This is a genomic window from Pseudomonas sp. S3_A03 (assembly GCF_054668275.1).
On record NZ_CP162753.1, the window covers coordinates 5,382,727 to 5,406,236 of the forward strand.

Annotated in this window: 22 protein-coding genes and 2 pseudogenes; 18 read left to right on the plus strand and 6 right to left on the minus strand. The window is 61.4% G+C overall.

Going from position 1 to position 23,510, the window contains the following annotated elements:
* Window positions 1–20: 20 nt before the first annotated feature.
* The 7 genes and pseudogenes from lysS (at window position 21) to AB4O25_RS24795 (ending at window position 5,989) form a co-directional block, all read left to right on the plus strand.
* Complete coding sequence (gene lysS / locus AB4O25_RS24765; protein ID WP_065877178.1) at window positions 21–1,523, plus strand: lysine--tRNA ligase; 1,503 nt, start codon at window positions 21–23, stop codon at window positions 1,521–1,523.
* A gap of 105 nt (window positions 1,524–1,628) precedes the next feature.
* Entirely contained in the window at window positions 1,629–2,345 is a 717-nt protein-coding gene (locus AB4O25_RS24770; protein ID WP_017529739.1) for a TetR/AcrR family transcriptional regulator, read from the plus strand.
* 71 nt (window positions 2,346–2,416) lie between these two features.
* A complete protein-coding gene (locus tag AB4O25_RS24775; RefSeq protein WP_017529738.1) occupies window positions 2,417–2,965 on the plus strand; it encodes a hypothetical protein in 549 nt (182 codons plus the stop codon).
* A gap of 22 nt (window positions 2,966–2,987) precedes the next feature.
* On the plus strand, window positions 2,988–4,265 hold the full coding sequence (locus AB4O25_RS24780; RefSeq protein WP_017529737.1) for a flavohemoglobin expression-modulating QEGLA motif protein: 1,278 nt from the start codon (window positions 2,988–2,990) through the stop codon (window positions 4,263–4,265).
* A gap of 106 nt (window positions 4,266–4,371) precedes the next feature.
* Window positions 4,372–5,249: pseudogene (locus AB4O25_RS24785) on the plus strand (alpha/beta hydrolase).
* A 24-nt stretch (window positions 5,250–5,273) separates the two neighbouring features.
* Window positions 5,274–5,600, plus strand: coding sequence for a hypothetical protein (locus tag AB4O25_RS24790; RefSeq protein WP_017529735.1), 327 nt, complete (start codon window positions 5,274–5,276; stop codon window positions 5,598–5,600).
* A gap of 116 nt (window positions 5,601–5,716) precedes the next feature.
* On the plus strand, window positions 5,717–5,989 hold the full coding sequence (locus AB4O25_RS24795) for a hypothetical protein (RefSeq protein ID WP_116078341.1): 273 nt from the start codon (window positions 5,717–5,719) through the stop codon (window positions 5,987–5,989).
* Window positions 5,990–6,036: 47 nt separating this feature from the next.
* On the opposite strand, the gene AB4O25_RS24800 is transcribed toward AB4O25_RS24795, so the two are convergent.
* From AB4O25_RS24800 to AB4O25_RS24810, 3 genes are all read right to left on the minus strand, one after another.
* A complete protein-coding gene (locus tag AB4O25_RS24800) occupies window positions 6,037–6,822 on the minus strand; it encodes an OmpA family protein (protein WP_017529732.1) in 786 nt (261 codons plus the stop codon).
* Window positions 6,823–6,877: 55 nt separating this feature from the next.
* On the minus strand, window positions 6,878–7,303 hold the full coding sequence (locus tag AB4O25_RS24805) for a DUF4398 domain-containing protein (RefSeq protein ID WP_017529731.1): 426 nt from the start codon (window positions 7,301–7,303) through the stop codon (window positions 6,878–6,880).
* A gap of 274 nt (window positions 7,304–7,577) precedes the next feature.
* Window positions 7,578–7,922: a hypothetical protein gene (locus AB4O25_RS24810; protein ID WP_017529730.1), complete on the minus strand. Its 345-nt coding sequence runs from the start codon at window positions 7,920–7,922 to the stop codon at window positions 7,578–7,580.
* A 184-nt stretch (window positions 7,923–8,106) separates the two neighbouring features.
* Between AB4O25_RS24810 and ppc the strand changes: the two genes are divergently transcribed.
* The 7 genes and pseudogenes from ppc (at window position 8,107) to AB4O25_RS24845 (ending at window position 15,320) form a co-directional block, all read left to right on the plus strand.
* On the plus strand, window positions 8,107–10,734 hold the full coding sequence (gene ppc / locus AB4O25_RS24815) for a phosphoenolpyruvate carboxylase (RefSeq protein ID WP_017529729.1): 2,628 nt from the start codon (window positions 8,107–8,109) through the stop codon (window positions 10,732–10,734).
* A 295-nt stretch (window positions 10,735–11,029) separates the two neighbouring features.
* Window positions 11,030–11,677 (plus strand): adenylate kinase, encoded by a 648-nt coding sequence (gene adk / locus AB4O25_RS24820; protein WP_017529728.1) that lies wholly within the window; start codon window positions 11,030–11,032, stop codon window positions 11,675–11,677.
* Window positions 11,678–11,767: 90 nt separating this feature from the next.
* Window positions 11,768–12,453 (plus strand): annotated as a pseudogene (gene tsaB / locus AB4O25_RS24825) (tRNA (adenosine(37)-N6)-threonylcarbamoyltransferase complex dimerization subunit type 1 TsaB).
* A gap of 160 nt (window positions 12,454–12,613) precedes the next feature.
* Window positions 12,614–12,904, plus strand: coding sequence for a hypothetical protein (locus tag AB4O25_RS24830; protein ID WP_017529726.1), 291 nt, complete (start codon window positions 12,614–12,616; stop codon window positions 12,902–12,904).
* The gene (locus AB4O25_RS24835; RefSeq protein ID WP_017529725.1) at window positions 12,904–13,764 is read left to right on the plus strand and encodes a DUF72 domain-containing protein; all 861 of its coding nucleotides are present in this window, start codon (window positions 12,904–12,906) and stop codon (window positions 13,762–13,764) included. Before AB4O25_RS24830 ends, AB4O25_RS24835 begins: the two co-directional genes overlap by 1 nt.
* A gap of 26 nt (window positions 13,765–13,790) precedes the next feature.
* Window positions 13,791–14,618, plus strand: coding sequence for an isocitrate lyase/PEP mutase family protein (locus AB4O25_RS24840; protein WP_460150102.1), 828 nt, complete (start codon window positions 13,791–13,793; stop codon window positions 14,616–14,618).
* A 3-nt stretch (window positions 14,619–14,621) separates the two neighbouring features.
* The gene (locus AB4O25_RS24845) at window positions 14,622–15,320 is read left to right on the plus strand and encodes an extensin-like domain-containing protein (protein ID WP_460150103.1); all 699 of its coding nucleotides are present in this window, start codon (window positions 14,622–14,624) and stop codon (window positions 15,318–15,320) included.
* Window positions 15,321–15,323: 3 nt separating this feature from the next.
* Here the strand turns inward: AB4O25_RS24845 and AB4O25_RS24850 are convergent, their stop codons facing one another.
* Window positions 15,324–15,944 (minus strand): hypothetical protein, encoded by a 621-nt coding sequence (locus tag AB4O25_RS24850; protein WP_017529722.1) that lies wholly within the window; start codon window positions 15,942–15,944, stop codon window positions 15,324–15,326.
* A 96-nt stretch (window positions 15,945–16,040) separates the two neighbouring features.
* On the opposite strand from AB4O25_RS24850, the gene AB4O25_RS24855 reads away from it, so the two are divergent.
* Window positions 16,041–16,823, plus strand: coding sequence for a class I SAM-dependent methyltransferase (locus AB4O25_RS24855; RefSeq protein WP_065877172.1), 783 nt, complete (start codon window positions 16,041–16,043; stop codon window positions 16,821–16,823).
* A 3-nt stretch (window positions 16,824–16,826) separates the two neighbouring features.
* Here the strand turns inward: AB4O25_RS24855 and AB4O25_RS24860 are convergent, their stop codons facing one another.
* On the minus strand, window positions 16,827–17,462 hold the full coding sequence (locus tag AB4O25_RS24860) for a TetR/AcrR family transcriptional regulator (protein WP_017529720.1): 636 nt from the start codon (window positions 17,460–17,462) through the stop codon (window positions 16,827–16,829).
* 93 nt (window positions 17,463–17,555) lie between these two features.
* Here AB4O25_RS24860 and AB4O25_RS24865 point away from each other — a divergent pair, with 93 nt between their 5' ends.
* From AB4O25_RS24865 to AB4O25_RS24875, 3 genes are read left to right on the plus strand one after another with little or no spacing between them, the layout of a single operon-like run.
* On the plus strand, window positions 17,556–18,656 hold the full coding sequence (locus tag AB4O25_RS24865; RefSeq protein ID WP_065877171.1) for an efflux RND transporter periplasmic adaptor subunit: 1,101 nt from the start codon (window positions 17,556–17,558) through the stop codon (window positions 18,654–18,656).
* A gap of 6 nt (window positions 18,657–18,662) precedes the next feature.
* Window positions 18,663–21,728, plus strand: coding sequence for an efflux RND transporter permease subunit (locus AB4O25_RS24870; RefSeq protein ID WP_065877170.1), 3,066 nt, complete (start codon window positions 18,663–18,665; stop codon window positions 21,726–21,728).
* Between the two features lie 2 nt (window positions 21,729–21,730).
* Window positions 21,731–22,345 carry a LysE family translocator gene (locus tag AB4O25_RS24875; RefSeq protein WP_460150104.1) on the plus strand — a complete coding sequence of 205 codons (615 nt, stop codon included), beginning with the start codon at window positions 21,731–21,733 and terminating at the stop codon, window positions 22,343–22,345.
* Between the two features lie 461 nt (window positions 22,346–22,806).
* Here the strand turns inward: AB4O25_RS24875 and AB4O25_RS24880 are convergent, their stop codons facing one another.
* Window positions 22,807–23,496 carry a DUF4197 domain-containing protein gene (locus AB4O25_RS24880; RefSeq protein ID WP_017529716.1) on the minus strand — a complete coding sequence of 230 codons (690 nt, stop codon included), beginning with the start codon at window positions 23,494–23,496 and terminating at the stop codon, window positions 22,807–22,809.
* Window positions 23,497–23,510: the final 14 nt, after the last annotated feature.

Here is a 23,510-nt window from a genome sequence, read left to right on the forward strand (position 1 = left end):
GTAATGGAATTTCAAAAGACATGAGCGACCAACAACTCGACCCGCAAGCCCTGCAACAGGAAGAAAACTCCCTGATCGCCCTGCGCAAGGAAAAGCTTGCTGCCGAGCGCGCCAAGGGTAACGCCTTCCCCAACGACTTCCGCCGCGACAACTACTGCGATGCCTTGCAGAAGCAGTATGCGGACAAGACCAAGGAAGAGCTGGCAGAGGCTGCGATCCCGGTCAAGGTGGCGGGTCGCATCATGCTCAACCGTGGCTCGTTCATGGTGATCCAGGACATGACCGGGCGTATCCAGGTCTACGTCAACCGCAAAACCTTGCCTGAAGAAACCCTGGCCTCGGTGAAAACCTGGGACATGGGCGACATCATCGCAGCCGAAGGCACCCTGGCCCGTTCGGGCAAGGGCGACCTGTATGTCGAAATGACCAGCGTGCGCCTGCTGACCAAGTCCCTGCGCCCCCTGCCGGACAAGCACCACGGCCTGACCGACACCGAGCAGCGCTACCGCCAGCGCTACGTTGACCTGATCGTCAACGAAGACGTGCGCCAGACCTTCCGCGTGCGTTCGCAAGTCATCGCCCACATCCGCAGCTTCCTGATGCAGCGCGACTTCCTGGAAGTGGAAACCCCGATGCTGCAAACCATCCCCGGTGGTGCCGCGGCCAAACCGTTCGAAACCCACCACAACGCCCTGGACATGGAAATGTTCCTGCGCATCGCGCCTGAGTTGTACCTCAAGCGTCTGGTGGTGGGCGGCTTCGAAAAGGTTTTCGAGATCAACCGCAACTTCCGTAACGAAGGCGTCTCGACCCGTCACAACCCTGAATTCACCATGTTGGAGTTCTACCAGGCCTACGCCGACTACGAAGACAACATGGACCTCACCGAAGAACTGTTCCGCGAGCTGGCGCAGTTGGTCCTGGGCAGCACCGACGTGCCGTACGGCGACAAGGTGTTCCACTTCGGCGAACCGTTCGTGCGCCTTTCAGTGTTCGATTCGATCCTCAAGTACAACCCTGAACTGACCGCTGACGACCTCAACGACATCGACAAGGCTCGTGCCATTGCCAAGAAAGCCGGCGCCAAGGTGCTGGGCTTCGAAGGTCTGGGCAAGCTGCAAGTGATGATTTTCGAAGAGTTGGTGGAGCACAAGCTGGAACAGCCGCACTTCATTACCCAGTACCCGTTCGAAGTGTCGCCGCTGGCGCGTCGCAACGACGACAACCCGAACGTCACCGACCGTTTCGAGCTGTTCATCGGTGGCCGCGAAATCGCCAACGCCTACTCCGAGCTTAACGACGCCGAAGATCAGGCCGAGCGCTTCATGGCGCAGGTGGCCGACAAGGACGCCGGCGACGACGAGGCGATGCACTACGACGCTGACTTCGTACGTGCCCTGGAATACGGCATGCCGCCAACGGCCGGCGAAGGCATCGGCATCGACCGTCTGGTGATGTTGTTGACCAACTCGCCATCGATCCGCGATGTGATCTTGTTCCCGCATATGCGGCCACAAGCGTAACCGTAGCGAAATCCGAAGCCGCCTTTTATAAGGCGGCTTTTTTATGTGGCGTTTATAAGCGTCAAGCAAACGACGCCAGGTTTTTTACTCTCAAGGATGTGTTTGGTGAACCGCGTAACCGCACAAGAAGGCGCCGCCGGCATCGCTGCTGCCGTGGCTGAAAGCGTCCAGTACCAGGGCCGCAAGGCCAGCCGTCGAGGCAGCGAACAGCGCCGACAAGACATTCTCGACGCGGCCATGCGCATCGTGGTGCGCGATGGCGTGCGTGCCGTGCGCCATCGGGCGGTGGCGGCGGAGGCGGGGGTGCCGTTGTCGGCCACCACCTATTACTTCAAGGACATCGACGACCTGCTCACCGATACCTTCGCCCAGTACGTGGAGCGCAGCGCCGCGTACATGGGCAAGCTGTGGGTACGCAACGAAGGCTTGCTGCGCGAGATGGTCGCCTATGGCGATGGCAGCGCCGCGTCGCGCTCGCAGTTGGCCGATGACATTGCGCGGTTGACCGCCGACTACGTGCTGCGCCAACTGACCAACCGTCGCGACTACCTGATGGCCGAGCTGGCCTTCCGCCAGGAAGCGCTGCTGAACCCCCGCCTGGCTGAACTGGTGCGCTCTCACCAGCAGATCCTGTTGCAGGGCACCGGGCAGTTTTTTCAGGTATTGGGCTCCCGCGAGCCGCAACAGGACGCCAAGGTGTTGACGGCGATTATCAGTCGGATGGAATATCAGGGCCTGCTGGGCGGCGCAGAGCCTCTGACCGGTGAAGAGATGCTTGAGATTCTCAAGCGCTACATGCATTTGGTGTTGGCCTCGGTCTAGCCTGGCCCCATGCACGATCTGCTTTATGTGGGAGCTGGTGTGTCGGCGCCTCACATCTGACGGGGTATTACATGAAAACCTGGCGTATCGCGGTAGTCGCCTTGTCGTTACTGTTGCTCAGCGGTTGCCTGGTGACCTTCAAGTCGCCGCTGGCAACGCAGGATACGGCGCCGGCTGAACTACTGGGCAAGTGGGCCAGCAAAAACGCCTGGGGCGAGCCGCTCAACCTGCACATCACCCGCGCGGGCGAGCAGCGATATAAAGCCGTGAGCTACCCTGTCGCCAAGCCGGGCCAGCGGGATGAGTACCTGTTCAGCGTGTCGCGCCATGGCAGCCGCTGGTATCTGTCGGCACCTTTGCCGGCCAAGCTGGGCGGGCATTTTATTCTGGCGGGCTTCGAAATCAACGAAAAGCACGAATTGGTGGTCTACAACCTCGATCTGGAGCAAATCCACCAAGCCATCGGCCAGCAGGCATTGCGCGGCCACACCGTAGAAACCGTCGAAGGCGACGGCGTATTGGTGGACAGCCCGATGGAGCAGGTGTTTGCCTACCTGGATAACCCGGCCAACGCCGATGTGTTCGTTGAAGCCGTGCGCTACCAGCGTGCGGGCAAATAACGTTTAAAGAAGGAAGCACCCGGTGGACGATTACCAGCAGACGATACGCAGCTTGTCCGATCGCATTGTGCTGGCGCAAACACCGATTCGCGTGCTCGACGCCGTGAAGTGGGACGACAACATTCGCCAGGGCTTTCTCAAGGCCAAGGGCAAGGCGATGCCTGCGGTGGACCGCGACTATTACCTGAACCGGCCGCTGTCGTTCGACTCCAGCGCGGTGAAGCTGGAGTTCCAGAACATCGAGCGTGACATCACCCGCCGGCTCGGCCAGTTCAGCCCGGTGGGGCAGATCATGCGCCGCATGTGCCGTGAATATCGCATGGTGGTGCGCATGCTCGAAGCACGCGGCACCGAGGACTTCGGCCTGATCTCCCAGGAACTCTACGGCGCCGCCTCCGACGCCTTCCACGCCGGTGACCCGACCCTGGCCGACCTTGGCCTGATGCTCTCCGACTACCTGAACAATATCGACGGGCGTGGTGATCTCAAGGACGAAGCCAAGACCCTCACCGCCAAAGACGCCGTCGCGCTGTTGCAAACCCGCCTGAACAAGGTGTTTGGCGAGGCCGAGGAAACCATCCGCGTGTTTGAGTCCGACGGTATCGTCGCCGACGCGGCGGCGGGGGCCGACTACATCAAGATCCGCGCCGACGCGATGTTCAACAGCCGTGACGTGCGTGCCCTGGAAGTGCATGAAGGCCTGGTCCACGTCGGCACTACCTTGAACGGCCAGAACCAGCCGATCTGCACGTTCCTGTCCAAGGGCCCGCCGTCGTCCACCGTGACCCAGGAGGGCCTGGCGATCCTGATGGAGATCATCACGTTCGCGTCCTACCCCAGCCGCCTGCGCAAACTGACCAACCGCACCCGCGCCATCCATATGGTGGAGGAGGGCGCCGACTTCCTGCAGGTGTTCGAGTTCTTCCGCGAGCAAGGCTTTGAAATGGCCGAGAGCTATGGCAACGCGAGTCGGGTGTTCCGTGGTTCGGTGCCCAATGGCCTGCCGTTTACCAAGGATTTGTCCTACCTCAAGGGCTTTATCATGGTCTACAACTACATCCAGCTGGCCGTGCGTAAGGGCAAGCTGGAGCAAGTGCCGTTGCTGTTCTGCGGCAAGACCACCCTGGAAGACATGCGCACCCTGCGCCAACTGGTCGACGAAGGCCTGGTGGTGCCGCCCAAGTACCTGCCCGAACAGTTCCGCGACATGAATGCGCTGGCGGCGTGGATGTGCTTCTCCAACTTCCTCAACCACCTGAGCCTGGACCGGATTGAGGCGGATTACTCCAACATCCTGTAACAGATATGACAGACGAAACCGGCTCACTGTGGGAGGGAACAAGCCCCCTCCCACAGTGGATCTGCACAAGTCGGCATATTCCAACTCAATCACGAGGCTTCAACGGATGAGAATCCTCGGCATTCTGTGCCTGCTACTCACACTGAACGGCTGCAGCTCACTGCTGTTCTACCCCGAACCGGGCCTGCCGTTCACACCGCAAAAGGCCGGGCTTGCCTACCGCGACGTCACCCTTACCACCGCCGATGGCGTGAAGTTGCACGCGTGGTGGCTGCCGGCCAAGCCGGGCGTGCCGCTCAAGGGCACGGTGCTGCACCTGCACGGCAACGGCGGTAACCTGGCCTGGCACCTGGGGGGAGTTGGTGGCTGCCCGAGCAGGGCTATCAAGTGTTGCTGCTGGACTATCGCGGGTACGGCTTGTCGGAGGGCAAACCCTCGCTTCCCGCGATCTACCAGGATGTAGACGCCGCCTTCAGTTGGATCGACGAGGCTCCCGAAACCCAGGGCCAACCGTTGATCGTCCTCGGCCAGAGCCTGGGCGGCGCGCTGGCGGTGCATTACCTGGCGGCGCACCCCGAGCGCCAGGCCAGGCTCAAGGCGCTGGTGCTGGACGGCGTGCCCGCCAGTTATCGTGACGTAGGACAATTCGCCCTGAGCACCTCCTGGTTAACATGGCCGTTCCAAGTGCCTTTGTCCTGGCTGGTGCCGGATGCCGACAGCGCAATCAACGCCATGCCCCAACTGACCGGCGTGCCGAAACTGTTGTTCCACAGCCTGGATGATCCGATCGTGCCGCTGGCCAATGGCATCCGCCTGTACCAGGCCGCGCCGCCGCCCAGGGTGTTGCAACTGACGCGCGGTGGGCATGTGCAGACCTTTGCCGACAAAACCTGGCAAACCGTGATGCTGCGCTATCTGGATGACCCGCAACACTTCAATGGCCTGCGTCGCCTGGGCGAAATCGCGAACTACCCCCACTTCTAAAGTTGATTGATCAGAGAGCCCGCAATGAGCGAAGAACGCAACATGATCCCGCTGATCCTCACTGGCATCGGCACCATCATCGGTACCGTCGGTTGCCTGTGGTACTACGGCTACCTGCACTTTGCCAAGCCGCAGGATGCGCTGCTGCTCAGTGACTTCACCATGCTCAAGACCGTACCCGGCGAGGACTACAAGATCTCCCTGACCCCGGCGGCCCAAGTGGCGCAATGTGTGGACGGTGTGCTGGTGATGTTCGACACCGAGCAAAAGGGCCTGAGTGGCGTACTGGTGAACAACAAGAAGCAAGCCGTGCGCTGCATGGGGCAGGAAACCCCGCAACTGCAGCAATAGGAGGATCGCGCCAATAGCTGGAAACATCTGGAACCGTTTTTCGTAGGGCGCCACTGACGGGTCTGTCAGTGCGACTGGCAGATCACTTACGAATACGGAACTTTGGAGAGTAAAAGATGGATATCGCTGCCATAGGCAAGATGTTGAGAATGGCCAGGGGCCATGAACGACTGGGACAGGACGCCGCCCAAGGCACTGTCCAGCGCCAGGAAAAAATAGACCCGGACGTGCTCAAGAAACTGATGGAGATGCTTTCGGATGGCGCTCAGGGCGGTGGCGGTGCTGACGGTCAAGTGGATCAAGAGCGGATCAGCAAGATGATGTCGGGGCGCCAGGGTATGGAAGCGCTGATGCCGGACAGTGACAACGGTCGCCAAATAGTGAGCTGACCCAAAAAAACCCACCGTCAGGTGGGTTTTTTTTCAGGCTGGATCAATCAGTTCGTCATCGACGAACGTGGCTTGACCGGCTGGTTGTCGTTGGAAATGGTCACTTCAACGCGACGGTTCATGGCACGGCCCGACACGCTGCCGTTATCGGCAACCGGGTATTCCTTGCCGTAACCGGTGGTCACGATGCGGCGCGGGTCAACGCCCATCTTGATCAGCGCGACCTGCACCGACGCGGCGCGACGCTCCGACAGGCTCTGGTTGTAGGCATCGCTGCCAGTGCTGTCGGTGTAGCCTTCAACGATCACCTGACGATCAGGGTTTTCCTGAAGGAACTGCGCCAGTTTGTTGATGTTCACCAGGCCGCTGGATTTGAGGTCGGCCTTGTTGGTGGCGAACAGCACATCACCAAAGGTCACCAGGGTGCCGCGATCGGTTTGCTTGGCATTCAAGCTGTCTTGCAGTTGCTTGATCTGTGCATCACGGGCATCCAGAAGGGCGCGGGCGCGTTCGTCACCGGCGTTTTTCAGCTTGGCTTCGGACTCGCGCAGCACGATGGTGTCTTTGGCTACTTCAACCCGCTGGTTGGTCAGGTAGGCCAGTTGGTCGACCTTCTTCTGGTCTTCCTTGTCGCGGTACGCCTTGTCGGCCTTGTCCAGCCAGTCTTGGGCGTCCTTGGTTTCCAGAGCGGCAACCTTGGTTGCGTTCGGGTTGGCTTGCAGGGCCGAGAAGTTGGTTCGTGCGTTTTCCAGGTTCGCGTTCGGCGGGGTAGAGCACGCCGCCAGGGCAACGCTCATCGCCAACAGGGCAGGGATCATCAATTGTTTACGCATAATCGTGTCGTCCTTTCAATTCGATATCGGGTGCGATGCAGTCAAGGCGCGTGGCTTATTTCTGCTGGATAGCCGCCGGGCGCATGCCTTCCTTACGCAGCTCGTCAACAGCCTTCTGGGAATCCTTCACGGCCTGCTCAGCCTTGGCGGCCTGGGCTTTGCGCTCTGCAACGCGAGCGTCCCACTCGGCTTGTTCAGCCAGGCGACGGGCTTCATCGTAGTTTTTGTCATGCATAGCCAGTTCAGCTTGCTTGAGCTTGTCTTGGGCCGACTTCATTTCTACGGCCGCGTACTCAGTGCCGCCGGCGCTCACAGCGCTGTTGACCGCCGATTGAGTCACCGCGTATTGCTCGGTCGGAGGGTTGCCGGCGCAGCCAGCCAAAACGAAGCTGGTGCCGATTGCCAGCGCGGCCAATTTGAGCCCGCGCAAGTGGTTAAACGTGGATTTGGCAGTGCTGGTCTTCATCGTCTTCAACTCCATTGGATAACTCCTAAAAAACTTCAAAATCCATCGCTGTGGGTCAACGGTTCAGGGCTCGACGGTAACGCTCATGGTGCCCTTTTAAACGACCGTTCCAAGTGATGGCTTACTGGCTGTGACTGGCGGCTTTTTTGAATAGTTCAGAGAAGATGGCGATTTGCCTAAAAAAATATCTGACTGAATGGTCAGCGTAAAAACTTGGAACTTTCGGCAGGCGCAGCGGTACGCCGGGCCTTTACCAAGGCCCGGCGTAAAAGGGTGTGGCGGGGTTTTATCAGTGCTTGGGTTTGTCGGCGCCGGCAGCCATATCGTGCAGGTAACGCCGTGACAAGGTGAGAAAGCGCGGGGTAGGGCCGACGTCTTCGTACAGCGGATCGCCTTCCTCATCGGTGGCGATGACGTGCTGGCCCTTGATATAGGGAAAGCTGGCTTCCAACTCTTCAAGGGCGGCGCCGATCAGCTCGCCGAGCAGTTCTTCGGGGTGGCGCTTGGGATACATTTCGGCGATGGCCGCCAGCCGCGCGGCAGCTTCTACATCCAGGTGGATCGCGTACTCGGTCTTGGTCAGGCGACCCTTGGCGTTCTCTTCCCAATGCTGGGCCAGTTCTCGAATTTTCATGGCAACCTCAATAAAACCCACGATAGCGGGCGGTGATGAGTGACCAGTCGCCCGCGTGGATAAACGCGACGACTCAACAGTGAGACTAGCTGCACGCCGCAAGGTTTAAAGTCTTGTCATAAAACGAGGCTGGCGGCACTCTGACACACCTGCGCGTCCCGGATTTCTGGCTGGAGATTGGCTGATGAGTGATATCGATGCACGCTTGCGTGAGGATGTTCACCTGCTGGGTGAACTGCTGGGCAACACCATTCGAGAGCAGTACGGCGCTGATTTTCTCGACAAGATCGAGCAGATCCGTAAAGGCGCCAAGGCCGACCGCCGCGGCGCCGGCGATGAACTGAGCAGCAGCCTCAACCAATTGCAGGAAGACGAACTGCTGCCGGTGGCCCGGGCGTTCAACCAGTTTCTCAACCTGGCCAATATCGCCGAACAGTACCAGTTGATTCACCGCCGCGATGAGTCGCAACCGGCGCCGTTCGAGTCTCGGGTGTTGCCGCAACTGCTGGCGCGCCTGCAAAGCGAAGGTCACAGCAACGAGTCCCTGGCCCGTCAATTGGGGCGCCTGGAGATCGAACTGGTCCTCACCGCCCACCCCACCGAAGTGGCGCGCCGCACCCTGATCCAGAAATACGATGCCATCGCCGCGCAATTGGCGCTGCAGGACCACCGCGACCTCACCACGGCCGAGCGCGAACAGATCCGCCAGCGCCTGCAACGGTTGATCGCCGAAGCCTGGCACACCGAAGAAATCCGCCGCACCCGGCCCACCCCGGTGGACGAAGCCAAGTGGGGCTTTGCCGTCATCGAGCATTCGTTGTGGCACGCCATCCCCAATTATTTGCGCAAGGCTGACCAGGCCTTGCACGCCGCCACCGGCCTGCGCCTGCCGCTTGAGGCCGCGCCGATCCGGTTTGCGTCCTGGATGGGCGGCGACCGTGATGGCAACCCGAACGTGACCGCACCGGTGACGCGCGAAGTGTTGTTGCTGGCGCGCTGGATGGCCGCCGATTTGTACCTGCGCGATATCGATCACCTGGCGTCCGAACTGTCGATGCAAAAAGCCAGCCCGGCATTGCAGGCCAAGGTCGGCGACAGCGTCGAGCCCTACCGCGCCTTGCTCAAGCAACTGCGCGAACGCCTGCGCGCCACGCGCCAGTGGGCCCATACCGCGTTGGGCAGCAGTACGCCGGCACCGGCTGAAGTGTTGCAGAACAACCGCGATCTGTTGGAGCCGCTGGAGCTGTGCTACCAGTCGCTGCATGAATGCGGCATGGGGGTGATCGCCGATGGCCCGTTGCTCGATTGCCTGCGCCGGGCCGTGACGTTTGGCTTGTTCCTGGTGCGCCTGGACGTGCGACAGGATTCCAGTCGCCATTGCGCGGCAATGACTGAAATCACCGATTACCTGGGCCTGGGCCGCTATGAGGACTGGGACGAAGACGCACGCATCAGCTTCCTGATGAAGGAACTGGCCAACCGTCGTCCGCTGCTGCCGGGTTATTTCAAACCGTCGGCGGATACCGCTGAAGTATTGAATACCTGCAAGGAGATCGCTGCCGCACCGGCCGCCTCGTTGGGCTCCTACGTCATCTCCATGGCCGGCGCCGCCTCGGATGTGCTGGCGGTGCAACTGTTGCTTAAAGAGTCGGGCGTGCAACGGCCGATGCGCGTGGTGCCGCTGTTCGAAACCCTGGCCGACCTGGATAACGCCGGCCCCGTGATCGAGCGATTGTTGCTGCTGCCGGGTTACCGCGCGCGGTTGCAGGGGCCGCAGGAAGTGATGATCGGCTACTCCGACTCGGCCAAGGATGCCGGCACCACCGCCGCCGCCTGGGCGCAATATCGGGCGCAGGAACGGCTGGTGGACATCTGCCGCGAACAACAGGTGGAACTGCTGTTGTTCCATGGTCGCGGCGGCACCGTCGGGCGCGGTGGCGGCCCGGCTCACGCGGCGATTCTGTCGCAGCCGCCGGGTTCGGTGGCGGGGCGTTTCCGTACGACTGAACAAGGCGAAATGATCCGCTTCAAGTTCGGCCTGCCGGACATCGCCGAACAGAACCTCAATCTTTACCTGGCGGCGGTGCTGGAGGCGACGCTGTTGCCTCCGCCGCCACCCGAGCCTGCCTGGCGGCATTTGATGGACGAATTGGCCGCGGACGGTGTCAGCGCCTACCGCGCCGTGGTGCGGGAAAACCCGCAATTCGTCGAGTATTTCCGCCAGTCCACCCCAGAGCAGGAACTCGGCCGTTTGCCGTTGGGCAGCCGCCCGGCCAAGCGCCGGGCCGGTGGTATCGAAAGCCTGCGTGCCATCCCGTGGATCTTCGGCTGGACCCAGACCCGCCTGATGCTGCCCGCCTGGCTGGGCTGGGAAGCCGCCTTGAGCAAGGCCCTGGAGCGTGGCGAGGGCGAACTGCTGGGACAGATGCGCGAGCAGTGGCCGTTCTTCCGTACGCGCATCGATATGCTGGAAATGGTGTTGGCCAAGGCCGATGCCGATATCGCGCGTTTATACGATGAGCGCCTGGTGCAGCCCGACCTGTTGCCATTGGGTGCGCATTTGCGCGACCTATTGTCGCAGGCCTGCGACGTGGTGCTTGGCCTGACCGGCCAGTCGCAACTGCTGGCCCATAGCCCTGACACTCTGGAGTTCATCCGCCTGCGCAACACCTACCTCGACCCGCTGCACTTGTTGCAGGCCGAGTTGCTGGCACGTTCGCGCCAGCAGGAAGCGGCACAGGACAGCCCTCTGGAACAGGCGCTGCTGGTCTCCGTGGCCGGTATCGCCGCTGGTTTGCGCAACACCGGTTGAGGTTTTCGGCGTGTTCTCAATGGCTTGCAGCTAAACCGCGACGGCTGCCCCGAAACGGGCGGTCGTTGTTTGAACGGTCGGGTTGCACCCAGGCACACCCTACCTATGGCGCATGCGTGGCACGGGTTCCTGCGACTTTTGGCGGCTTGTGTGGTTAAGGCCTGCTGTGTATCTTGATCAGCCTTTGGCCGTTTGGGCGGCCTCGGCTCACATTTTTAAGAGCCATATTTTTACGAGATTGGCCCCACGCGGCGAATCCGAGCGTCATCTCTATAAAAAATTGAGGAGCACATCGATGCGCGTCATTCTGCTGGGAGCTCCCGGGGCCGGTAAAGGTACTCAGGCTAAGTTCATCACCGAGAAATTCGGCATTCCACAAATCTCCACCGGCGACATGCTGCGCGCGGCCGTAAAGGCCGGCACCGAGCTGGGCCTGATCGCCAAGAGCGTGATGGACAGCGGCGGCCTGGTCTCCGATGACCTGATCATCAACCTGGTCAAGGAACGCATCAGCCAGCAAGACTGCAAGAACGGTTTCCTGTTTGACGGTTTCCCACGCACCATTCCCCAGGCCGAAGCCCTGGTGAAGGCGGGCGTCGAGCTGGACGCCGTGGTCGAAATCGCCGTTGAAGACGAAGAAATCGTTCAGCGCATTGCCGGCCGTCGCGTTCACGAAGGTTCGGGCCGCGTGTATCACGTTGTCTACAACCCGCCAAAGGTTGAAGGCAAGGACGATGTCACCGGTGAAGACCTGGTACAGCGCAAAGACGACACCGAAGAAACCGTGCGTCATCGCCTGTCGGTCTACCATTCGCAGACCAAGCCGCTGGTGGACTTCTACCAGAAGCTGTCCGCTGCCCAGGGCAAGCCGAAGTACAGCCACATTCCTGGCGTTGGCTCGGTGGAAGCGATTACTGCCAAGGTGCTTGAAGCACTGAAATAACCCTTGCGCTCAGCTTCACAGACAACGGCCCGCTTGCGGGCCGTTGTTGTTTATACTGGCGCACTTTTTTCGACTTGGACACCCACACCGATGAGCACCCTGCTGGCCCTGGACACCGCGACTGAAGCTTGCTCCGTTGCCTTGCTGCACGACGGCAAAGTAACCAGCCACTACGAGGTGATCCCGCGCCTGCACGCGCAGAAGCTGTTGCCGATGATCAAGCAGTTGCTGGAAGACGCGGGCACCACCCTGGCCGCCGTCGATGCCATCGCCTTTGGTCGTGGCCCGGGTGCCTTCACCGGTGTGCGCATCGCCATTGGCGTGGTGCAGGGCCTGGCGTTTGCGCTGGAGCGGCCAGTATTGCCGGTGTCCAACCTCGCGGTGCTGGCCCAGCGCGCGTTGCGCGAACAAGGGGCCTTGCAAGTGGCCGCAGCCATCGACGCGCGAATGGACGAGGTCTATTGGGGCTGCTACCGCGAAACGGCTGGCGAGATGCGCCTGGTGGGGGTGGAGGCGGTGCAGCCCCCGAGTCCTCGGTGCTACCTGAGGGCGCCGGCGGTGACTGGTTTGGTGCTGGCACCGGCTGGGGCTATGGCGAGCGTATCGGCGTGCAACTGGCTGGCCAGGACGTCACGATGTTGCCTCACGCCGAAGACCTGCTGACGCTGGCACGCTTTGCTTTTGAGCGGGGCGAGGCGATTGCTGCTGATCAGGCGGCACCGGTTTACCTGCGCGATAAAGTCGCGCAGACCAAGGCGGAACGAGGAATTATTTGACGCCAAAAATGATGGCAATTTGGGGCAAAAGTCGCCAATCGTCAGAATTTGCCCCCGTTTTTAAACCTTTTTCAAATTATGTGTTCTAGTTATCACCAGAGCATTTGCGCACAACGGACAGTGCTGCCAAAATGCCATCACTGATAGCGAGTTCGCGCCCATGCGTATTGATGGATTTTCCTCACAGTCGTACCCAATCAAGCGTAAGCCGCGTAAGGCAAACGCCACGGTGGACGACTCCGTCGAGGATTCGCCGGATTTCATCGAAGTGCAGTCCGACGCGCAGGCCAGTTCTCAAGCACGCATCAGCGGCCTTCCAGCCCGTCAGCAAGACATGATCTTCCCGCGCTCCATGAGCAAAAGCGTTGCCACTGCCCTGGCCAGTTACCTGACCACCGCCAGCTTTGTCGAATGGGATATGGAAGTGCTGGGCCTCGACATCCATATCTGATGCGTCTGCCTTACTACCTCGGTTGCCCGTCCTGGAGTGAAAACGCCTGGCGCGAGTACCTGTACCCCGCCGATGCTCACTCCAGCGATTACCTTGCGCTGTATTCCCAGGTCTTCAACGCGGTTGAAGGCAACACCACGTTTTATGCCCGCCCCTCGGCCGCCACGGTGCAGCGCTGGGCCGACATCATGCCCGCAGATTTCCGCTTCACCGCCAAGTTCCCCGGTGATATCAGCCATGGTGGCGATTTGCGTGAGCAATTGCCGGCGGCGCAGAGTTTTGTTGGCTTGATGAGCCCACTGGGTGAGCGGGTTTCACCGCTGTGGCTGCAATTGTCGGCGAGTTTTTCGCCGCAGCGCCTGGCTGAGCTGGCCGGTTTTATTGAGGGCCTGGAGCGTCCGATGGCGGTGGAAGTACGCCACCCGGCGTTCTTCGCCAAGGGCGATGCCGAACGCATGCTCAACCGTTTGCTGCGTGACCGTGGTGTGGAACGCATCTGCCTCGACCCACGTGCACTGTTCAGTTGCACCTCGACCTCGGCGGCGGTGCTGCATGCCCAATCAAAAAAGCCCAAGGTGCCGCCGCGTCCGGCCGCGCTGACGCTGTTTCCGCAGGTGCGGTTTATCGGCCACCCCGAGCTTGAGGCGAATGACCCCTTCCTGGTTCCCTGGGTAGAAAAAATCGCCGGTTGGATCGAAGAGGGCCGCACACCCTATGTGTTCCTGCACACCTCCGACAACCGCCTGGCCGCGCAACTGGCGCTGCGGTTCCACGAAAAACTGCGCGAGCGCCTACCCGGCCTGCCGGCGCTGCCTACGCTCAATCGCACTCCCGAAGTGGAACAACTGGGGTTACTCTAGGCTCCTTTTTCCGCCAGGAGCCAGACATGGATGCTCAAACCCTTCGCGCCGAAACCTTCAAGGCCCTGCACGAGCGTGACCGTGCGTTCGTCATGCCCAACCCATGGGACGCCGGCTCCGCCGTGATGCTGGCCAGCCTGGGTTTCGAAGCGTTGGCCACCACCAGTGCCGGCTATGCGTTCAGCCTGGGGCGCCCGGACGCGGAAGGCGCGCTGTCCCTGGAAGATACCTTGCTCAATGCCTCGATGATCGCCAACGCCACCGCGTTGCCGGTAGCGGCCGATCTGGAAAACGGCTTCGGCGACGCCCCCGATGACTGCGCCCGCACCATCCTGCGTGCCGCGGCCACCGGCATTGTCGGCGGCTCGATCGAAGATGCCACGGGTGTTGCCGCCGACCCGATCTATTCCTTCGACCTCTCTGTTGAACGTGTGGAAGCTGCTGTCGCGGCTGCCCACAGCCTGCCATTCCCCTTCACCCTGACCGCCCGTGCGGAAAACCTCCTGCATGGCCGCCTGGATTTGCCCGACACTGTTCGCCGCCTGCAAGCCTACGCCGAGGCCGGTGCCGACGTGCTGTATGCGCCCGGCTTGCGCAGTGCCGAGGAAGTGCTGGCGGTGGTCAAGGCTGTGGCGCCCAAACCGGTGAATGTGTTGATGTCCGGCGGGCTCAAACTCAGCGTGGCGCAATTGAACGCGATGGGCGTCAAGCGCATCAGTGTCGGTTCGGCAATGGCGCTGGCGGCCTATGGCGAGTTTTATCGCGCGGCTCAGGAGGTTTATGAGTTGGGCACATTCAGTTTTACCGAGCGCTCGATGCCGTTCAGCCGGGCCAACCAGTTCTTCAAAGGTTAAGCCGTGCGTTTTTTCAACGTCATGGGGGCGCTGCTGGTGCTCGGCGGCGTTGTTGCCGTTGGGGTCTGGCGCGGCTGGGTGCCGGTACCGGATCAATGGAACCCCTGGGCGCCGCTGGATGTACGCGCCACCCCCAACCTGCTGACCCGCTACAAACTGGGGCGTCTGGCAAATGACCCCGCGTTGTGCGAACAGGTGCTGGAAACTTCCGGCCTGCATGTGAGCCATCAAGCTGATACGCCCGCCGACGTTGCCTGTCCCTTGCGCAATACCTTGCGCGTGCAGGGCGCGGCGGTCGGCTTGAGCGGCAGCTTTCTCGCCAGTTGCCCGTTGGCCGTGGCGTTCGCCCTGTTCGAGCGTCACAGCCTGCAACCGGCGGCCCAGGCGATATTTGGCCAGGCGGTGACGCGGGTCGATCATTTGGGCAGTTTTGCCTGTCGCAACATGTATAACCGTGCCGAAGGGCGGCTGAGCCAGCATGCCTCGGCCAACGCCTTGGATATCGCCGGGTTTCGCCTGGCGGATGGGCGCAGCATCAGCGTGCTCAAGGAATGGCCGGGGGAGGGCGACAAGGCGCGCTTCCTGCGACAGGTACGCGACAGCGCCTGCGATGATTTCAACGTGGTGTTGGGGCCAGACTACAACGCCGCGCACCGCAACCATTTCCACCTGGACATGGGCCCCTGGTGGGTGTGTCGCTGAAGGTCAGGCGGCCAGGCGCAGGTTCTGGGTGACCAGCGGGCGTGCCCAATGGTAGTCAAAGTCCAGGGCCTGTTGTTGCGCCAGCAGCTCCTCGGTCGGGTACGGCGTGGCGGGAGGTGGCAGCAGGTCCAGCTCGAACTCGGCAATCGGCAGATGCAATGGGCGTGGTTGCGGCGCCGGGCCTGGCTCGGGCAATGGCTGGCCGGCGCTCAGCACGATGGGGCGTACCCAACCGCTTTCAAAATTCTGCTGGCGTTGCTGGGCGACGATCTCTTCTTGCGGGAATGGCGTGGCGGCCGGTGGCAGCAACTCGGTGTCGAATTCGGCGATGGGCAGGAACAGCGGCTCAGGCGGGGCGATGATGGTGTCTTTCACGTCGCACTCACGCTGGGTGAGGATCTGCGCCAGCAGGTCGGCGCCTTCGCTGGGTTCTACCGCCGGGTCCATCGCAGCCGACGCCTGGGCAGCCGGCACGCCTGGCGTATCGCCAAGCTGCTCGGCCAACGCGCGGGCGAAGAAGTCCTGCCACACATGGCTCACCCCGGCCAGCGCTTGGGTATTGCGCAGGCCGTAGTGGTTGTGGGTCGGCAGTACACCGATGGTTAGGGGGAGAATGTCTGACATTTTTTTCGGTCGACGCTCAGCTCTGGCAAAATACCTGACTGTGATTTTTATCGGCCGTTGTTTGCCGATCCTTAATATTTTTGAGCGTAGCGATTGATGAGCGAACATCCAGCGGCCAGCCGCATCCAGGTCGAGGCTTTGGCCGAAGGTTTCCAGGCTCGCGCCGAGCAATGGGCTTCGTTGCTTGGTCTGCCTTTACAGCTCGCGGATGCGGAGTTTTCCCTGCAGGTCGGGGAACATGGCCTGCAACTGCAACAGCTCGGGCCTGACGCACCGGGGCCGGTGCGTGTGGACTTTGTCGAGGGTGGCGCCGCGCACCGGCGTTTATACGGTGGCGGCAGCGGGCAGATGATCGCCAAGGCCGTTGGCGTTGCCCAAGGCGTGCGCCCACGCGTACTGGATGCCACGGCCGGCCTGGGCAAGGATGCGTTCGTACTGGCCAGCCTCGGTTGCGACATGAGCCTGATCGAACGCCAGCCGCTGATCGGCGCCTTGCTTGAAGACGGCCTGGCGCGCGGCGCGGAGGATTTCGAAGTGGCGCCCATCGTGGCACGCATGAAGCTGCTCAAGGGCAACTCCATCGAGGTGATGCGTCATTGGGAAGGCGAGCCGCCGCAGGTTATCTACCTCGACCCCATGTTCCCTCATCGTGAGAAAACTGCCCTGGTGAAGAAAGAAATGCGCCTGTTCCGGCCGTTGGTGGGCGATGATCCGGACGCGCCGGCCCTGTTGGCCGCGGCACTGGCCCTGGCCAGCCACCGCGTGGTGGTCAAGCGCCCACGCAAGGCGCCCTGCATCGAAGGGCCCAAGCCGAGCCATGCGCTGGATGGCAAGTCCAGCCGCTATGACATCTATCCGAAGAAAGCGCTCAAGCCTTGATGTTCAAGGCCTGTAGGCCCGCATAAACAACCCCACCACGTCCTGCACATGCGCTTCGGCGGCTTCTTCAGTCAGTTGCCCGCCGCAGCCATACAGCAAGCAGAAATTCGCCGTGCCCTTGAGCAGGCAAAAAAAGTGCTCGGCGGCCTTAAAGGGTTTGTCGATGCTCAGGGCGCCGCTTTGGTCGATCTTACCGAGCAGGCGCTCCATGCCTTGCAGCATGCGCATCGGGCCGGCTTCGAAAAAGATCCGCGACAGTTTCGCGTCCTGATTGCCGGTGGTCATCATCAGGCGATGCAGGTTGACCGACTCCTCACTGTTGATCAGGCGATGAAAGCCCCGTGCGATGTTCAACAGCACCGTCTTGACGGGCATGCCGTCGGGCAGCTCGAAGTACATGACCGGTAATTGCTCTTCGCACTTGGCCACGACGGCGGCGGTGAATAGCGTCTCTTTGTCGGTGAAGTGGCTGTAGACGGTCAGTTTCGATACGCCGGCTTCAAGGGCCACGGCATCCATGCTGGTGTTGGCGTAACCATGACTCAAAAACAGAAATTTCGCTGCTTCGAGGATCGCCTGGCGTTTTGCCATGTCCTTGGGGCGCCCGGGGCTGTTGGTGTTCAATGGATTGTCGGACATTTTCACCTTTAATACTGGACTGGTGAGTTTGGTATTAATAACATACTGGCCAGTATAATTATTCCTAGCTCCATTTGCGAAAGGTCCTTCAGCATGCGCAGTACTTTCCTGCCCCTTGCGTTGCCTGTCAGCCTGGTCTTCCTATTGGCCGCCTGCGGCCATGAAGAAGCGGCCCAGACCACCGTCCGCCCGGCCATGGTGGTGCAGCCGCAGCCATCGGCGCAGTCGACGGACAGCTACCCCGGCGAAGTACGTGCCCGCTATGAACCGGACCTGGCCTTTCGCATCGGCGGCAAAGTCAGCAAACGGTTGGTGGAAGAGGGCGAGCGCGTCAAGGCCAACCAAGCCCTGGCGGAACTCGACCCCCAGGACGTGCGCCTGCAATTGGAAGCCACCCGTGCCCAAGTGGCCGCCGCCGAGGCCAACCTGAGCCTGGTGCGCGCTGAACGTGACCGCTACAAAACCCTGATGGACCGTCAGATGGTCAGCCGTTCGCAGTACGACAATTCCGAAAACCTCTACCGATCCGGTGAAGCGCGCCTCAAGCAGATCAAGGCCGAGTTCGATGTGGCCAGCAACCAGGCCGGTTATGCCGTGCTTCGTGCGCCGCAGGACGGTGTGGTTGCCAAACGTGCGGTGGAAGTCGGCCAGGTGGTGTCCGCCGGGCAAACCGTGTTCACCCTGGCCACCGATGGCGAGCGGGAGGTCCTGATCAGCCTGCCGGAGCAGGGGTTTGGCCGCTTCAAGATCGGCCAGCCGGTGGCGGTGGAGTTGTGGAGCCAGCCGGACCAGCGCTTTGCCGGGCGCATTCGTGAGCTGTCACCGGCTGCCGATCCCAAGTCGCGCACGTTTGCTGCACGCGTTGCGTTCACCGGTGGCAAGGTGCCGGCGGAACTGGGCCAGAGCGCCCGCGTATTTATCCAGGCCGACGGTGTTATTCCACTGTCGGTGCCGTTGTCGGCCCTCAGCGCGGAGAATGGCGCGTCCTACGTTTGGCGTGTGCAGCCGGACAACACCCTCAAGCGCGTGCCGGTGCGTATCGGCGCGTTCGGCGAAAAAACCGTCCCGGTGCTGGAAGGCCTGACCCCCACCGACTGGGTAGTCGCGGCGGGCGTGCACGTGCTCCACGAGGGCCAGCAAGTGCGCCCGGTGGATCGCTCCAACCGTGTGGTCAATCTAGCGGCCAAGGAGTAGTCCCTGATGGGTTTCAATCTTTCCGAATGGGCGTTGCGTAATCGCCAGATCGTACTGTTCCTGATGATCCTGCTGGCGGTGGTCGGCACTTTGTCCTACACCAAACTGGGGCAAAGCGAAGATCCGCCGTTCACCTTCAAGGCCATGGTGATCAAGACCAACTGGCCGGGTGCTACCGCCCAGGAAGTCTCGCGCCAGGTCACCGAGCGCATCGAGAAAAAACTGATGGAGACCGGCGAGTACGAACGCATCGTTTCGTTTTCGCGTCCCGGTGAGTCCACGGTCACCTTCATTGCTCGCGACTCCATGCACTCCGTGCAGATTCCCGAGTTGTGGTACCAGGTGCGCAAGAAAATCAGCGACATCCGCCAGACCTTGCCGCCGGACATCCAGGGGCCGTTTTTCAACGATGAATTCGGTACCACCTTCGGCAACATCTATGCCCTGACTGGCGACGGCTTCGACTACGCCGTGCTCAAGGACTACGCCGACCGCATCCAGATTCAACTGCAACGTGTGCCGGATGTGGGCAAGGTCGAACTGCTTGGCCTACAGGACGAGAAGATCTGGATCGAACTGTCCAACCTCAAGCTCGCTACCCTCGGCCTGCCGTTGGCGGCGGTGCAGCAGGCGTTGCAGGAACAGAATGCGGTGTCCACCGCCGGCTTCTTTGAAACCCCGAGCGAGCGCGTGCAACTGCGCGTGTCGGGTAACTTCAAAACGGTGGAAGAGATCCGTAACTTCCCGATTCGCGTCGGCGACCGCACCTTCCGCATTGGCGATGTGGCCGACATCCATCGGGGTTTCAATGACCCACCGGCGCCGCGCATGCGTTATATGGGCGCGGATGCCATCGGCCTGGCCGTGGCCATGCGCGACGGCGGCGACATTCTGGTACTGGGCAAGGCCCTTGAGGGTGAATTCGCACGCCTGCAGAAGAACCTTCCGGCCGGCATGGAGCTGCGCAAGGTATCGGACCAACCGGCAGCGGTGAAAACCAGTGTCGGAGAGTTCGTCCAGGTGTTGGCCGAGGCCTTGGCGATTGTCTTGCTGGTGAGCTTCTTCTCCCTTGGCGTACGCACCGGCATGGTGGTGGCCCTGGCGATTCCGCTGGTGTTGGCGATGACCTTTGCCACCATGTATTACCTCGGCATCGGCCTGCACAAGATCTCTCTCGGTGCGCTGGTATTGGCCTTGGGCCTGCTGGTGGACGACGCGATCATCGCCGTGGAAATGATGGCGATCAAAATGGAGCAGGGCTATGACCGGCTTAAAGCCGCGAGTTTCGCCTGGACCAGTACCGCCTTCCCGATGCTCACCGGTACGCTGATCACCGCCGCCGGCTTCCTGCCGATTGCCACCGCGCAATCCAGTACCGGCGAATACACGCGCTCTATTTTCCAGGTGGTGACCATCGCGTTGCTCGCCTCGTGGGTCGCCGCTGTGGTGTTTGTGCCGTATCTGGGGGAAAAGCTCCTGCCTGACCTGGCGAAGATTCACGCGGCCAAACACGGCGCGGATGGCCCTGACCCCTACGGCACACCGTTTTACCAGCGCGTCAGACGTTTGGTGGAATGGTGCGTGCGCCGGCGCAAAACCGTGATCGTGTTGACCTTGCTACTGTTTATCGGCTCGGTGGCCTTGTTCCGCTTTGTGCCGCAGCAGTTCTTCCCGGCTTCCGGTCGCCTGGAGTTGATGGTTGATCTGAAACTGGCCGAAGGCGCCTCCCTGAGCAACACCGCCGACCAGGTAAAACGTCTGGAAGGATTGCTCAAGGCCCACGCCGGCGTCGAAAACTATGTGGCCTATGTCGGCACCGGCTCGCCACGTTTCTACCTGCCCCTGGACCAGCAACTGCCGGCGGCCAGCTTCGCGCAGTTTGTAGTGCTGGCTAAAACCATCGAAGAACGCGAAGGCCTGCGTACCTGGTTGATCGAAACCCTCGACGAACAATTCCCCGCACTGCGCGGGCGCGTCACCCGGTTGGAGAACGGACCGCCTGTGGGTTATCCGGTGCAGTTTCGTGTAACCGGCGAGCACATCGAAGAGGTCCGCGCCCTGGCTCGGAAAGTGGCGGCCAAGGTCCGCGAAAATTCCCACGTCGCCAATGTGCATCTGGACTGGGAAGAACCGAGCAAAATCGTCTACCTGAATATCGACCAGGACCGCGCCAGGGCGTTGGGGGTCAGTACCGCCAACCTGGCCAAATTCCTGCAGAGCTCGCTGACCGGCTCCAGCGTCAGCCAGTACCGGGAAGACAACGAGTTGATCGAGATCCTGTTGCGCGGCACGGTTCATGAACGCACCGAGTTGTCGCTGCTGCCAAGCCTGGCCGTGCCGACCGACAACGGCAAAAGCGTCGCGCTGTCGCAGATCGCCACCCTCGAATACGGCTTCGAGGAGGGCATTATCTGGCACCGTAACCGCCTGCCGACCGTGACCGTGCGCGCCGATATCTATGGCAAGGAGCAACCGGCGACCCTGGTCCAGCAGATCCTGCCAACGCTCGCCGACGTACGTGCCGAACTGCCGGACGGTTATCAGCTGGAGGTCGGCGGCACCGTCGAAGACTCCGCCCGTGGGCAGAACTCGGTGAAGGCCGGGGTACCGCTGTTTATCGTGGTGGTGCTGACCTTGCTCATGCTGCAACTGCGCAGCTTCTCGCGCAGCGCCATGGTGTTCTTGACCGCGCCGCTGGGCCTGATCGGTGTGACGCTGTTCCTGCTGGTGTTCCGCCAGCCGTTCGGTTTCGTGGCGATGCTCGGCACCATCGCCCTGTCGGGCATGATCATGCGCAACTCGGTGATCCTGGTGGACCAGATCGAGCAAGACATCAAGGCCGGCCTGGCACCGTGGCAAGCCATTATCGAGGCCACCGTGCGGCGCTTTCGCCCGATTGTGCTGACGGCACTCGCGGCGGTGCTGGCGATGATCCCGCTGTCGCGCAGCGTGTTCTTCGGGCCGATGGCGGTAGCGATCATGGGTGGGTTGATTGTGGCGACGGCGTTGACACTATTGTTCCTGCCGGCGCTGTATGCTGCGTGGTTCCGAGTGAGGAAGGACGTCGCGTAATCATGTTGGCCACTGTTTCAGCCCTGTTGCTGCTGCTGCTCGCCCCAGGCCCCACCAATACCCTGTTGTTTCGCGCCGGGGTGTTGTTCGGGCTTCGGGCTTCGTGGCTGTTGGTGTTTATCGAATGCCTGGCGTACCTGCTCCAAGTGTCGGTGTGGGGCGTCGCGCTGCTCTACCTGGGGGCTTATTCACCTTGGGCATTGCAAGCGACGCAACTGGCCGCCGCCTGCTACCTGTTGTATGTCTCGTACAAGCTCTGGCAACGCAAAAACAGCGCCCTCGACCCACGGCACGACCGCTTCTCTGGGCTTTATTTTTTCTGGCTGACGGTCATGAACCCCAAGGGGCTGTTGATCGTATCCTTCATCGCGCCGGCCAGCACCTTTGCCACGCTGCAAGGTTATGTCACGTTCATGGGCACGCTGGCGCTGGTGGTGATACCGGTGGGGGCGGCCTGGATCGTGCTGGGCAGTCGCTTTGCAGCGATTCAAAACCTGGCTCACGCCGTTGAGGATCAATCGCGCAACGTCCGTGGCGATCGGTTGTTTTGCCACGCTCATGATGGGGCGGTTGGCCGAGGCGGTTATGCATTGATTGGCCGGCGTTTCACATGCTGATGCAAACACGCCTCAGGCCAGGTGGAACGTTCATGGGTTTCACTCCACTCAGATTTGCCTGATGGACAGGCACAGGTCTTGGTTCCGCCCGTTGGCGGCCGGCCTGATTTCACTGAGTTCAAGGAGTGTCAGATGTCGTTTTTCAGCGCAATTGCTGCGTTCAAGGGTGCATTTCTGGGGGCGTTGCTGGGTGGCTACTTGCCGCGCGAAGGCACTGCTCCAGCTTTACAGCAAAGACCAGGAGGCGAGGCTCATCGCCCCCATCCAACCCGGCCAGGTTATGGGCGGCCGCACCCCACGCGTCCCGCTTGTGCCACACCGCATCACCCGCATACGCACCCGATCAGCCATCCTCAATTGCCGAGCCGGCCGTTGTTTGCGTTGTTTAACCGCTAAGCGTCAGGCGTAAGACCACTGCGCCCAGTTTCGCAGGAAGCGGCCTGGGCGCAGTGAGGAAGGGGTTACAGCGCGCCGAACACCTTCTTCGCCAGGCTGGTGGCCGCCGCCGCCGGATTCTTGCGAATGGTTTCTTCCTGTTCGGCAATCATCTTGAACAAACCGTCCAGCGCCTGCTCGGTCACGTAGTTTTCGACGTTGGCGCTCTTGGCATCCACTGCGCCGAATGCCGCCGCCTTGCCTGCCAGGGCGTTGTACTGCTGAGCCACGCCGACCTTGTCGGTGGCGGCCTTGACGATGGGCAGGAACTTGGCGCGAATCTCTTCGCGGCTGGTTTTATTCAGGTACTGGGTTGCCGAGTCCTGGCCACCGCTGAGGATGCCCTTGGCGTCGGTGACGCTCATTTTTTTCACGGCATTGACCAGGATCGGCTGAGCCTGGGTCACTGCTGTTTCCGCCGCTTTGTTCATGCTGGTTTCCAGTTGCGTGACCTGGTCACCCATACCGAACATTTTCAGCTTGTCGGCGACTTTGCCCAACTTGCCGGGCAGGCCGATCTTGACCTCGGGGTTGTTGCTGAAGCCGCCGGGTGTGCCCAGTTGTTTCACGGCGATCTGTGCGCCTTGGGTGAGGGCATCCTTGAGGCCGCCGCTGGCGTCGCCTTGGGACAGGCTGCCAAGGTCCAGGGCCATGGCGTTGGCACCGAGCAGCAGGCCGGCACACAGGGCGGTAAGGCGAAGGGAGTTACGGAGCATGGGCGCTTCCTTAT

Bases quoted from the DNA above. Each gene is read 5' to 3' on its own strand.
- AB4O25_RS24855 (WP_065877172.1), top strand. From the start codon at position 16,041: ATGAGCGAACATCCAGCGGCCAGCCGCATCCAGGTCGAGGCTTTGGCC.
- AB4O25_RS24880 (WP_017529716.1), bottom strand. From the start codon at position 23,496: ATGCTCCGTAACTCCCTTCGCCTTACCGCCCTGTGTGCCGGCCTGCTG.
- lysS (WP_065877178.1), top strand. From the start codon at position 21: ATGAGCGACCAACAACTCGACCCGCAAGCCCTGCAACAGGAAGAAAAC.
- AB4O25_RS24830 (WP_017529726.1), top strand. From the start codon at position 12,614: ATGCGTATTGATGGATTTTCCTCACAGTCGTACCCAATCAAGCGTAAG.
- AB4O25_RS24835 (WP_017529725.1), top strand. From the start codon at position 12,904: ATGCGTCTGCCTTACTACCTCGGTTGCCCGTCCTGGAGTGAAAACGCC.
- AB4O25_RS24775 (WP_017529738.1), top strand. From the start codon at position 2,417: ATGAAAACCTGGCGTATCGCGGTAGTCGCCTTGTCGTTACTGTTGCTC.
- AB4O25_RS24790 (WP_017529735.1), top strand. From the start codon at position 5,274: ATGAGCGAAGAACGCAACATGATCCCGCTGATCCTCACTGGCATCGGC.
- AB4O25_RS24850 (WP_017529722.1), bottom strand. From the start codon at position 15,944: ATGTCAGACATTCTCCCCCTAACCATCGGTGTACTGCCGACCCACAAC.
- AB4O25_RS24840 (WP_460150102.1), top strand. From the start codon at position 13,791: ATGGATGCTCAAACCCTTCGCGCCGAAACCTTCAAGGCCCTGCACGAG.
- AB4O25_RS24810 (WP_017529730.1), bottom strand. From the start codon at position 7,922: ATGAAAATTCGAGAACTGGCCCAGCATTGGGAAGAGAACGCCAAGGGT.
- AB4O25_RS24795 (WP_116078341.1), top strand. From the start codon at position 5,717: ATGGATATCGCTGCCATAGGCAAGATGTTGAGAATGGCCAGGGGCCAT.
- AB4O25_RS24870 (WP_065877170.1), top strand. From the start codon at position 18,663: ATGGGTTTCAATCTTTCCGAATGGGCGTTGCGTAATCGCCAGATCGTA.
- AB4O25_RS24865 (WP_065877171.1), top strand. From the start codon at position 17,556: ATGCGCAGTACTTTCCTGCCCCTTGCGTTGCCTGTCAGCCTGGTCTTC.
- AB4O25_RS24875 (WP_460150104.1), top strand. From the start codon at position 21,731: ATGTTGGCCACTGTTTCAGCCCTGTTGCTGCTGCTGCTCGCCCCAGGC.
- AB4O25_RS24800 (WP_017529732.1), bottom strand. From the start codon at position 6,822: ATGCGTAAACAATTGATGATCCCTGCCCTGTTGGCGATGAGCGTTGCC.
- ppc (WP_017529729.1), top strand. From the start codon at position 8,107: ATGAGTGATATCGATGCACGCTTGCGTGAGGATGTTCACCTGCTGGGT.
- AB4O25_RS24805 (WP_017529731.1), bottom strand. From the start codon at position 7,303: ATGGAGTTGAAGACGATGAAGACCAGCACTGCCAAATCCACGTTTAAC.
- AB4O25_RS24860 (WP_017529720.1), bottom strand. From the start codon at position 17,462: ATGTCCGACAATCCATTGAACACCAACAGCCCCGGGCGCCCCAAGGAC.
- adk (WP_017529728.1), top strand. From the start codon at position 11,030: ATGCGCGTCATTCTGCTGGGAGCTCCCGGGGCCGGTAAAGGTACTCAG.